The organism is uncultured Tepidimonas sp. (genome assembly GCF_938045175.1).
In the GTDB taxonomy this organism is placed as follows: Bacteria; Pseudomonadota; Gammaproteobacteria; order Burkholderiales; family Burkholderiaceae_C; genus Tepidimonas.
This window is the reverse complement of the sequence record NZ_CALIND010000086.1, coordinates 1-11,302: the sequence shown is the minus strand read 5'-3', so window position 1 is coordinate 11,302 and position 11,302 is coordinate 1. Positions and strand designations below refer to the sequence as shown.

Genomic DNA, 11,302 nt, shown 5'->3' with positions numbered 1-11,302 from the left:
CGGGGTTACTTCCGGAGATGGATGAAGATGAGACACTGAGTGTTGCAGCAATCTACTCCATCTCACAACCTGGCTCGATCGAGTTTCCTCTTCTTCGCCCCTTTCGCTCGCCACACCATACAGCGTCTTCTGTATCGTTGGTGGGGGGAGGGAGTAACCCAAAACCGGGTGAGATCTCTCTTGCGCATCAGGGGGTGCTGTTTCTGGATGAGTTGCCGGAATTCCCCCGCCCTGCGTTGGAGGCGCTGCGCGAACCGCTGGAGACCGGCCGGGTGCGCCTGTCGCGCGCGGCGCGCCAAGTCGAGTACCCGGCGCGCTTTCAGCTCGTCGCGGCCATGAACCCCTGCCCCTGCGGCTATCTGGGATCGACGATACGCGCCTGCCGCTGCACGCCGGACCAGGTGCAGCGCTATCGCCACCGGCTCAGCGGCCCCCTGCTCGACCGCATCGACCTGCAGGTGGACGTGCCGGCACTGCCACCCCAAGCCCTGTTGGAGGCGGCGCCCGCGGAATCCACCGCCGTGGTGCGCGAGCGTGTGCGCGCAGCGCGCGAGCGGGCGCAGGCGCGGCAGGGGCACCCGAACCACGCGCTGCAGGGTGACGCGCTGCTGGCGCACGCGGCGCTGGACACGGCCGCGCGGCAACTGCTGCAGCAGGCGGCCACCCGCCTGGGCTGGTCCGGTCGCGCCACACACCGGGCGCTGCGCGTGGCGCGCACGATCGCCGACCTCGCCGGCAGCGAGCGCGTGCAGGCCGCGCATGTGGCGGAAGCGCTGCAGTATCGCCCCGCGCCCCCGCCGATGCCGTCATAATCGGCTGCAACCAGGGAGGCCAAGTTCCATGACGCACTGCCATGCCTGACGACGCAGCCGATCCCCTCGTTAACACGCAACGATCCTCTGGACCCGCCGCACTTCGGTGGCCTACTCCCCCATATGTGGGCTACGCCGCGGACGACGGTGCCGACGGACCGAAGCCGTGCGAGGTCGAGGGAGCCAACCGCCAGACCCGATCGTGTTTGTTGATCGCGGTTGATTGGGAGCGGCGTGTCATCCAGGTTCAGGTGCCCCCGTCGCGCGCGGTGGTGCCCCTGCGTTTCGACATGTTCCGGCGGCTGGTCCTGGCGGAGCCGTTGGCCCCGACGAACACGCTGCTCGCGGGCGAGGCAAATCGCCAATTAGAAGAACTCGTTGACTATCGTCCACGGCTTCCCTACCGGCTTTCATGGCGTGATGGGAGCATCCACGAAGGCACGACCATCGGCCACGCGGAAACGGATGCCGGCCTGTTTCTCTTCGAGCCCATCGACGACCAGGACCGGGTGCGACGCATCTTCATTCCCAGGGAGGCTTACGAAGCGTTTCATATCGGCGAAGTGATCGGTCAGGTGCTGATTGCGCAACAGGCCATCACACCCGACGCCGTCGAGCGTGCAGCGCGCGAACAGGATGCCTTGCGTCAACGCAAGCTCGGGGATTTCCTGCTGATCGAGGAAATCGTCACGCCCGAGCAACTCCTCCAGGCGCTGGAGGAGCAGCAGCGCATGCCACTCGTTCGTATTGGCGAGGCGTTGACGGCCCTGGGCTTCATCACCGAAGCACAGCTTCAGGAAGCGCTCGAAAAACAAAAACGCGAACGCAACACCCCGCTGGGCGAATTGCTCGTTCGCACAGGTCAATTGTCGCGCGAACAGCTGCGCATCGCGCTGGCGCGCAAGATGGGCTACCCGGTCGTCGACCTGACGCAGTTTCCGGTCGACGCGGACGCCCTGCGCCGCGTGCCGCTGGCGACCGCACGCAAGCTGCGCATCGTGCCACTGCTGTGGCAGACCGGAACGCTGATCATTGCGGCCGAGGACCCGTCACGCCGCGCGACGATCGACGAGCTGGAGTTCGCACTGCAGTGCAAGGTGGTCCCGGCACTCAGCAGCCAGTCGCTGGACAGCCACACCATCACCGACCTCTACGCCCGCTTCGGGCTCGACGCCGGCACGCCGCCGGTGGCCGACGCCGACGCCAGCGTTCCCACGTCACCGGAACAGCTGCTCGAGTCGCTCGAACAGGGAACAGACGACGAGACGGAAACCGCGCCCCCGGTAGAGCAATCCGACAACTCACTGGTGCGGCTCATCAACACCATCATCATCGACGCGCACCAACAAGGGGCCTCGGACATTCACATCGAAACCTACCCGGGCAAACGCAAGGTGCGCATCCGCCTGCGCAAAGACGGGCGGCTGCGGCCATACATGGAGTTGCCACACACCTACCGGGCAGCGCTGGTGGCGCGCATAAAAATCATGTGCGAGCTCGACATCTCCGAGCGACGCAAACCCCAAGACGGCAAAATTGAATTTGCGAAATTTTCGCCGCAACACCGCATCGAGCTGCGCGTGGCCACCATCCCCACCCATGGCGGCGCGGAAGACATCGTTCTGCGCATTCTGGCGTCGGCCAAACCGCTGCCTGTAGAAGCGTTGGGCATGGCCCCAGAGAACCAAACCCGGCTGCTGAAGGCGGTACAAAGACCCCATGGCATGGTGCTGTGCGTTGGCCCCACCGGCTCGGGCAAGACGACCACGCTGCACTCGCTGCTGCAACACCTCAACACGCCCGATCGCAAAATCTGGACGGCCGAGGATCCCGTCGAAATCACCAATCCCGACTTGCGTCAAATTCAGGTCAACCCCCGCATCGGCTGGACGTTCAGCGCGGCGCTGCGGGCGCTGCTGCGCGCCGACCCCGACGTGATCATGGTAGGGGAGATCCGCGACGCCGAAACCGCGCAAATGGCAGTCGAGGCGTCGCTCACAGGTCACCTGGTGCTGTCGACCCTGCACACCAACAGCGCGGCCGAGACGGTGACACGGCTGCTGGACATGGGCATGGATCCGTTCAACTTTGCGGACTCGTTGGCCGCGGTGCTGGCACAACGCCTGGTGCGGCAGTTGTGCCAGCACTGTCGCGTGCAAGAGCCGCTGGATGCCGCCACCTTGGACGAGCTCATGGCCGATTATGCCCACGCGCTTCCCGAGGATATGCGGCCATCGCCGAATGCGTTACGCGACGAATGGCTGGCCCGCTACGGCCAGGGTCAAATGGGGCTCGGCCACGCGCGTGCCCGTGGTTGCCCGCAGTGCGACCACACGGGCTACAAAGGACGCATCGGCATCCATGAGCTGCTGGTGGTGGATGCGCCGCTGCGGCGGCTGATCCAAACGAAAGCCGCGCCCGAAGCGCTGGTGCGCTCGGCCATGAGCACCGGTTACTTTCGCACGCTGCGCCAAGACGGCATCCTCAAGGTATTGCAGGGCCTGACAACCGTCGACGAAATCCGCGCCAGCACCGCGCACTGACGCGACCGCTGCGCGCAGCGGGGCGGGCCGTGATGACGGCGATGCGGCGCGCGCTGCAGCCACATGCAAAAACCACCGGAGCGCGGCACCGCACACAGCGCTAACGCTCACGATGGCCACTGTCACGCGACGCCGTCAGCCGCTCGGGTGCCGACCAGCCGCCGCCCAGGGCTTTGAACACCGCCACCGTCGCGCTCAACTGGGCGCGGCGGTTTTCCACCACGCGCAGCCGCGCCGCATAGGCGCTGCGCTGGGCATCGAGCAGCTCCAGGTAACTCGCATAACCCACCTCGTAACGTTGCTGCGCGGCACGCAACGCCCGCTCGCTGGCCTGTGCAGCCGCCTCCACGTCGGCTTGCGCGGCACGCGCGGCCTCCCAATCGGTCAGCGCATCGCCCACATCGCGAAACGCCGCCAGCACCGCTGCGCGGTAAGTCGCCAGTGCCTCGCGCTGACGCGCCTCGGCCTGGGCGGTTTGCGCGCGCCGCCGCCCCGCATCGAAGAGGGGCAAGTCCAACGTCAGGCCCAGTGAGCCAAACCGCGCACCGCTCTTGAGCAAGTCCGCCAGCTCGGTGCTGAGCCCACCTGCCGCCCCCGTCAGCACGATGCTGGGGTACATCGCCGCACGCGCCACACCGATTTGCGCGTTGGCGGCAGCCAACAAGGCCTCGGCTTGCCGCACATCGGGGCGACGCTCCAGCAGCGCCGAGGGCAGCCCCGGCGGCGGCACGGGTGGCAGCGGCATGTCACCGAGCCGCCCCGGCTCGAGCTGCAGCGCTGGCTGCCCGGTCAACAGCGCCAATTGCGAGCGCACCAGCTCACGCTGGCGCTGCAATTCGCGCCACTGCACAGCGGCCTCGGCTCGCTCCGCTTCGGCTTGCTCCACCTCCATACGGGTGGCCGCACCGGTTTGCAGGCGCAGCTGCAACAGCCGCAGGCTCTCCTCGCGCGACGCCAGCGTCTCGCGGCTGAGCGCGATTTGCTCATCGAGCATACGCAGCGTGAAGTAACTTTGGGCCACCGAACCGCTGACCGTCTGCCAAACGACCTCGCGAGCGTAGTCCGTGGCCAGCGCCTGGGCACGCGCCGCCTCCGATGCCCGGCGCAATCGGCCCCAGAAATCGATCTCGAAACTCGTGGTGCCCGCGAGCTGGTAGGTTTCGTACGCGGCCCCGGTACCACCGGGGGCCAACGCGCTGCTGCGCTGGCGCGTCGCCGCGGCGTTCAACCCAAGGGTTGGCCAGCGCAAAGCCTCGGCCTCGCGCAGCAGCGCTTCGGCCTGTTCCACGCGCGCCGCCGCCGCCTGCACATCCGTGTTGTGGCGGCGCGCGGCCTCCATCAGCTCGTCGAGCGTGGGGTCACCCAACAGCGTCCACCACGTCGGCGACACCGTCGCCGTGGCCTCGGACTTCGTGACGGTGGCCACCGGAAAGTGCGCAGGCAACTCTACTGCGGGACGCTCGTAGTCCGGCCCCACCATGGCGCATCCGCCCAGCACAGCCACCCCCAACAGCGACCCCCATCGCCGCGCAGTTCCTCGTGCATGCAACGTCATACCGACACCTCCTCGGCTGCGCCAGACGCATGGCCGTGTGTGGGGCGCGGCTTGCGCGCCAACAAGGTGAAAAACAGCGGGATGAACAGCGGAGCCACGAACGTCGCCACGACCATGCCGCCAAAAACGCCCGTGCCCATCGATTGCCGGGCGGCGGCACCGGCACCGGTGGCGATCATCAGCGGCACCACCCCCAGACCAAACGCCAGTGAGGTCATCACGATGGGGCGAAAGCGCAGCCGGGCGGCTTCGCGCGCGGCGGCCACGGCCGACAGGCCGCGCTCCATGCCTTGCATGGCGAATTCGGCAATCAAGATGGCATTCTTCGCCGCCAGACCGATGAGCACCACCAAGCCGATCTGGAAGTAGATGTCGTTTTCCATTCCGCGCAAAAACACCAGCAACAACGCCCCCGTCACGGCAAACGGCACGGCCAGCATCACCGCCAGCGGCACCCCCCAACGCTCGTAGAGCGCCGCCAGAATGAGGTACACCATGATCAACGCAAAGCCGAAGGCGAACACCGAAGCATTGCCCGTGCGCTTCTCCTGATAGGCCTGCCCGGTCCACTCGATGCTGTAGCCGGGCGGCAGGGTTTCACGCGCCACCTGTTCGACGGCGGCGATGGCCTCGCCCGAGCTGTAGCCCGGTGCAGCGTTACCGAAAATCTTGGCCGCGATATAGCCGTTGTAGCGCTCCACCTGCTCGGGGCCGACGATGTTGTCCACGCGGATGAGCGCTTTGAGCGGGATCATCTGCCCGCTGGTGCGCGAGCGCACATACAGCCGTCCCAAATCCTCGGGCCGGGCGCGGAAGGGGGCATCGGCCTGGATCGTCACCCGATAGGTACGCCCCTGGCGGTTGAAGTCGTTGACGTAGTACGACCCCATCTGCACCTGCAAAGCGGCAAACACCTCGTCCACCGACACCCCCAGAGCCAGTGCCTTTTCGCGATCGACCTCCACGCGCAGCTGTGGCACCGTGGGGCGGTAGAAGGTGTTGAGGCCGGTCAGTGCGGGGTGGCGACTGAGTGCCGCGATGAAGTCCTGCGTGACCTGGGCCAACTTCATCGGGTCGGGCTCGGTGCGCCCCTGCACATAGACCTCAAAGCCGCCCGCCTGGCCCAACCCCATGATGGCCGGCGGATTGAAAGCAAAGGCAATGCCGTCGGGCAGCGCCAGGCCCATGCCCGAGACGGCTTGCGCCAGCGCCTGCGCGCTCTGTTGCCGCTGCTCCCACGGCTTCATCGGGATGAAGATCGTCGCGGCGTTTGCCTTCGCGCCACCACCGATAAAGTCGAAGCCATTGATCGCGAAGAAGTTTTGAATGGCTGGGTTGTCCGCGTTCATTTGCCGCAGCGTCTCGGTGGCGCGCTGTGTGCGCGCCAGCGTCGCGCCATCGGGCAACACCACCGAGGCGATGATGTAACCTTGGTCTTCCTCTGGCACAAAACTGCTGGGCACCGTCACCAGGAGCCAGCCGCCCCCCCCCAATATCAGCACAAAGGCCACCAGCGCCGCCAGGCGCCGCCGCAGCGCCAAGTCCACCCCGCGCAAGTAGTGGTCGGTCAACCACTGAAACCCGCGATTGAATGGCGCAAACCAGCGCTCGGCGCGCGTGGGCCCTCCGGGCGTGTGCGGCTTGAGCAGCAGGGCGCACAGCGCCGGTGTGAGCGTCAGCGCCACCACCCCGGAGAGCACCACCGAGATGGCCACCGTCACCGCGAACTGGCGATAGAGCTGCCCCGCGATCCCACCCATAAATGCCACGGGAATAAAGACCGCGCACAGCACCAGCACGATGCCCACCACCGCACCGGAAACCTCGCGCATCGCTTCGACAGCGGCGGCAAACGGGCTCAAGCGCTCCTCGCGCATGAGGCGCTCGACGTTTTCGATCACGATGATGGCGTCGTCCACCACGATACCGATGGCCAACACCATCGCGAACAGCGTGAGCGTGTTGATCGAAAAACCCAGCAGCCACAACCCCGCAAACGTGCCGATCAACGATACCGGCACCGCCAGCATGGGGATGAGCGTGGCGCGCCACGTCTGCAAGAAAACATACACCACCACCAGCACGATGAGGGCGGCCTCGAGCACCGTCTTGGCCACCTCATGGATGGAGGCGGACACAAACCGGGTGGTGTCGTACGGGATGAGGTACGCCACATCTTCGGGGAAGCGCTCGCGCTGCAACTCGGCCATCTTGGCCTTGACCGCATCGCCCACATCCAGCGCGTTCGCCCCCGATTGCAAGAACACGCCAATGGCGATGGAGGGCTTGCCGTCGACGTAGCTGGACTGGTCGTAGCTTTGTGCGCCCAGCTCCACCCGCGCCACGTCTTTGAGTCGCAACACCCCGTTAGGGCCGTCGGCGCGCAAGACGATGTTGCCAAACTCCTCGGGCCGCAGCAGTCGCCCACGCGCGGTGACGGTGTAAGTGAGCACCTGGCCTGCCGGGGCCGGCTCGGCACCGATTTTGCCAGCCGCGTACTGGGCGTTTTGCGCGCTGATGGCCGCCGCGACGTCAGCCGGCGTGACACCCAACTGCGCCATGCGCTCGGGATGGAGCCACACCCGCATGGAATAGTCACGCGCGCCAAACACCTGCACGTCGGCCGCGCCTGGGATGCGCTTGAGCTCATCCACGATATTGAGCGTGGCGTAGTTCGACAGGAACAGCTCGTCGTGGGTACCTCGCGGCGAGGTCAGTGCAATCACCAACAAAAAGTTGTTGGAGCGCTTGGCCACCACCACGCCATTGCGCCGCACCTCATCGGGCAAGCGCGGCATCGCCAATTGCACCCGGTTGTTGACATTGAAGGTGGCTTTGTCGATGTCGGTGCCCACCTCGAACGTGGCGGTGATCTCGACGGTACCGTTGGAGGATGCGCTCGAGCTGAAGTACAGCAGCCCCTCCACGCCCGAGAGCTGCTCCTCGATCGGCGCAGCCACCGTGGTGGCCAGCGTTTCGGCCGATGCCCCGGGGTACGACGCGGTGACGGTCACGGTCGGTGGGGCAATCTCGGGATACTGCGCAATGGGCAGCACGCGCATGGCCACCAGTCCGGCCAGCACGACGACGATGGACAACACGGCCGCAAAAATCGGCCGCTCGATAAAGAAGCGGGAATTCATGCGCCCTCCCTTAGTGGCCCGTGCTCGTCTGTGCTGCAGCCGCGGCCGCGGCGGTGTGCACGGTCACCGGCATGCCCGGTCGCAGCTTCATCAGGTTGTCGACGATGACGGAGTCGCCCGATTGCAGCCCTGCCGTCACCACCCAATCGCCGCCCCACCAACCGGCGGTTTGCACGGTAACGGGCTGGGCATGCCCATCGCGCACCACCCACACCCGATGCCCTTCTTCGTTTTGCACCAAGGCCGCTTGCGGAACCAAAAACCCTTGCGTTTGCCCAGCCACCACCTGCACCTTGACAAATTGCCCCGGTAACACGCGCAACCGCGGATTGGCAAACTCGGCCCGCAGCGGCACCGTGCCCAGCGCGGGGTCGACCGTCGAGCCCGTAAAATTCAACCGCCCGGGCTCCAACAGCGGCTCGCCCCGCTCATCGAGCACGCGCACCTGCGTGCCAGCGGCGGCGCGCAAGCGCGCCCATTCCGCTTCGGACACTGCAAACCGCACCCAAATGGGGTGGGTCTGCGTCACAGTGGTCAACAAACTGTCCGTGCCTGGATTGACCAACGCCCCCTCGGACTTGAGCGAGCGCCCCGTCACCCCCGCGATCGGGGCGGTCACCGTGGTGTACGACAGGTTCAGCTCGGCTTGGCGCACCTGTGCCTGGGCTGCCGCCACCGCGGCCTGGGCCAACTGCAGTGCCGACAGCGCGTTGTCCGCCTCGCGCTGGCTGACGGCCTGGGATTGCGCCAACGGACGCACGCGCTCATACTCCCGCTGCGCCTGCGCCAGCTGGGCTTGCTGCTGCGCCAGCTGCGCGCGCGCCTGCTGCAGCGCGATCTCGAACGGCGCGCGCTCGATCTCGTAGAGCACCGCACCGGCGCGCACCGGCTCGCCCTCTTGGTAGCGCTGTCGCTCGATCAAACCGCTGACGCGCGCGCGCACCTCTACCTGCTTGGAGCCTTCCGCTTGCCCCACGGCTTCCAGCATCAGCGGCACCGTTTGCGCCTGCATCACCCGCACCTGCACCGGCAGCGGCGGCATCTCGTGTTCCGACGCAGACTCACCCACCGCCCGCTGGCAGCCAGCCAGCAGCGCGAGCACCCCCAAGGCCGCGCCCAACGCGGCTCGGCTTCGATTCCACACAGCACACCCTCCTATCGAGATTGTGAGAGCTCTGGATTTTACATACATTTGTGTATGTATGTTTACTGTGCGAAAATTTATGATATGGCTCGCTGCACCAAAGAGGAGGCTCTGCAAACCCGTGCCCGCGTGCTGGAGGCGGCACGCACGGTCTTTCGGGAACGAGGGGTCAGTCGCACAACATTGGAAGACATCGCCAAAGCGGCTGGTGTGACGCGCGGCGCGGTCTATTGGCACTTCGCCAACAAGGGGGACGTGCTGCAGGCGATGTTTGACGAGGTCTCCATCCCGCTCATTGATCGGCTCGACGACACGCTGCTGCTAGACCCCCATACCGATGCGCTGGGGCGCGTGCGCAACTTTTTGCTGCAGCTCATCGGCTCCATCCAGCGCGACGAGCGGCTGCTGGCCATCATGGAGATCTGCGAATTCAAGTGCGAATTTGTGCAGGAGCGGGCCGCAGACTTGGAGGAGTGGTGCCTGCACATCAACGACTTGCAGGGCAAGCTGACGAGCACGTATGAAATCGCGCAGCGCGAGGGCAGTTTGCGCCCCGATCTGTCGCCGGCACTGGCGGCATGGGACACGCAGTGCTTTCTGGCCGGGCTGATTCGTCTGTGGTTGCTGGCACCGGCGTCGTTGGCGGCGCTGGGCACGCCTGAGGCGCTGATCGAGCAGCACATCGCGCTGCGCAAGCGCTGCGCGACCGAGCTGACGCCCTCTTCAGCCGGCGCGGTAACGGTCGGCCCGGCCGAGCGCGGCTAATCCAATAACGGAGCCAACCAGCGGGCCAGCTCCTCGACGGGCATCCCACGGCGCGCGGCCATGTCCTCGAGCTGGTCGCGGCCGATCTTGCCGACGTTGAAGTAGCGCGCCTCGGGGTGCGCGAGGTAAAAGCCGCTGACGCTGGCCGCAGGCGTCATCGCCAGGCTCTCGGTCAGTCCCATGCCGATATCGTCGCAGCGCAGCAGCGCGAAGAGGTCGCGCTTGACCGTATGGTCCGGGCACGCCGGGTAACCCGGTGCGGGGCGGATGCCTTGGTATTTTTCGGCGATCAGCTCTTCGTTGGTCAGCCGCTCGTGCGGCGCGTAGCCCCACAGTTCGGTGCGCACGCGCTCGTGCAGCCGCTCGGCCAGCGCCTCAGCGAGCCGGTCGGCCAGCGCCTTGAGCATGATCGCGCTGTAGTCGTCGTGCGCAGCCTCGAACGCCGCCGCGCGCGCCTCGGCGCCGATACCCGCCGTCACCGCGAACACCCCCACGTAATCCGGCACGCCACTGGCCAGCGGCGCGACGAAGTCCGCCAGACAGCGGCTGGGGCGCATCACGCCGTCGATCTCTTCCTTGGCGGCCTGTTGCCGCAAGTTGTACCAGGTCAGAACCGGTTGCGTGCGCGACTCATCCGCATACAGCACGACATCGTCGCCCTCGCCGCTGGCGGGCCAGAACCCCACCACCGCGTGCGCCGTCAACCAGCGCGCGTCGATGAGGCGCTTGAGCATCGCCTGCGCATCGGCAAACACCTTGCGCGCCTGCTCGCCCACCACCTCGTCGTCGAGGATGGCCGGATACGGCCCCGCCAGGTCCCAGGTCTGGAAAAACGGCCCCCAGTCGATGTAGCGTGCGATCTCGGCCAGGTCGTACTGGCGAAAGACGCGCCGGCCCAGAAAGCCGGGGCGCACCGGCTGCCACGCCGACCAGTCGATGGGCGTGCGGTTGGCCCGCGCCTTGGCCAGCGGCCACAGCGGCGTGGGCTTCTTCGCCGCGTGCTGGGCGCGCACGCGCGCGTAGTCGGCGCGCAGCTCGGCGACGTAGGCCTCGCGCTGCTCCCCCAGCAGCGCCTGCGCCACGCCAACGCTGCGCGACGCGTCAGGCACGTACACCACCGGCCCGCTGTACTGTGGCGCGATCTTGACCGCCGTGTGCACGCGGCTCGTCGTGGCGCCGCCGATCAGCAGCGGCACGCCGCGCTCGCGGAACCACGGGTCCTTTTCCATTTCCGCGGCGACGTGCTGCATCTCCTCCAGACTCGGGGTGATCAGGCCCGACAAGCCCACGATGTCGGCATTGACCTCCTTGGCCTTGGCGAGGATGTCGTGGCAGGGCAC

Annotated in this window: 7 protein-coding genes; 3 read left to right on the top strand and 4 right to left on the bottom strand. The window is 66.6% G+C overall.

Translation table 11 applies throughout. From position 1 onward, the window contains the following. Together Q0716_RS04575 and Q0716_RS04570 are read left to right on the top strand one after the other, a co-directional pair. On the top strand, nucleotides 1-812 hold an 812-nt coding region (locus Q0716_RS04575; protein ID WP_299020164.1), incomplete at its 5' end, for an ATP-binding protein. Between the two features lie 206 nt (nucleotides 813-1,018). Then, complete coding sequence (locus Q0716_RS04570) at nucleotides 1,019-3,355, top strand: type II/IV secretion system protein (RefSeq protein ID WP_299020162.1); 2,337 nt, start codon at nucleotides 1,019-1,021, stop codon at nucleotides 3,353-3,355. Nucleotides 3,356-3,455: 100 nt separating this feature from the next. Here Q0716_RS04570 and Q0716_RS04565 read toward each other — a convergent pair whose 3' ends face one another. Genes Q0716_RS04565 through Q0716_RS04555 form a run of 3 tightly spaced genes read right to left on the bottom strand, consistent with a single transcriptional unit; the run spans nucleotide 3,456 to nucleotide 9,197 of the window. Continuing rightward, nucleotides 3,456-4,910, bottom strand: a complete 1,455-nt coding sequence (locus Q0716_RS04565; RefSeq protein ID WP_043702786.1) for an efflux transporter outer membrane subunit — start codon at nucleotides 4,908-4,910, stop codon at nucleotides 3,456-3,458. After that, complete coding sequence (locus tag Q0716_RS04560; protein WP_299020156.1) at nucleotides 4,907-8,053, bottom strand: multidrug efflux RND transporter permease subunit; 3,147 nt, start codon at nucleotides 8,051-8,053, stop codon at nucleotides 4,907-4,909. The genes Q0716_RS04565 and Q0716_RS04560 overlap by 4 nt, the downstream gene beginning before the upstream one ends. A gap of 10 nt (nucleotides 8,054-8,063) precedes the next feature. Next, a complete protein-coding gene (locus tag Q0716_RS04555; RefSeq protein WP_224440979.1) occupies nucleotides 8,064-9,197 on the bottom strand; it encodes an efflux RND transporter periplasmic adaptor subunit in 1,134 nt (377 codons plus the stop codon). Nucleotides 9,198-9,281: 84 nt separating this feature from the next. Here Q0716_RS04555 and Q0716_RS04550 point away from each other — a divergent pair, with 84 nt between their 5' ends. Continuing rightward, nucleotides 9,282-9,962, top strand: coding sequence for a TetR family transcriptional regulator (locus Q0716_RS04550; protein ID WP_299020151.1), 681 nt, complete (start codon nucleotides 9,282-9,284; stop codon nucleotides 9,960-9,962). Here the strand turns inward: Q0716_RS04550 and Q0716_RS04545 are convergent. Next, nucleotides 9,959-11,302: vitamin B12 dependent-methionine synthase activation domain-containing protein (locus Q0716_RS04545; RefSeq protein WP_299020150.1), on the bottom strand; the 1,344-nt coding region annotated here is incomplete at its 5' end. The two genes, Q0716_RS04550 and Q0716_RS04545, sit on opposite strands and share 4 nt — an antisense overlap.

Excerpts from the sequence above, each read along its gene's own strand:
- Q0716_RS04565 (WP_043702786.1), bottom strand. The coding sequence starts at position 4,910 with ATGACGTTGCATGCACGAGGAACTGCGCGGCGATGGGGGTCGCTGTTG.
- Q0716_RS04550 (WP_299020151.1), top strand. The coding sequence starts at position 9,282 with ATGGCTCGCTGCACCAAAGAGGAGGCTCTGCAAACCCGTGCCCGCGTG.
- Q0716_RS04560 (WP_299020156.1), bottom strand. The coding sequence starts at position 8,053 with ATGAATTCCCGCTTCTTTATCGAGCGGCCGATTTTTGCGGCCGTGTTG.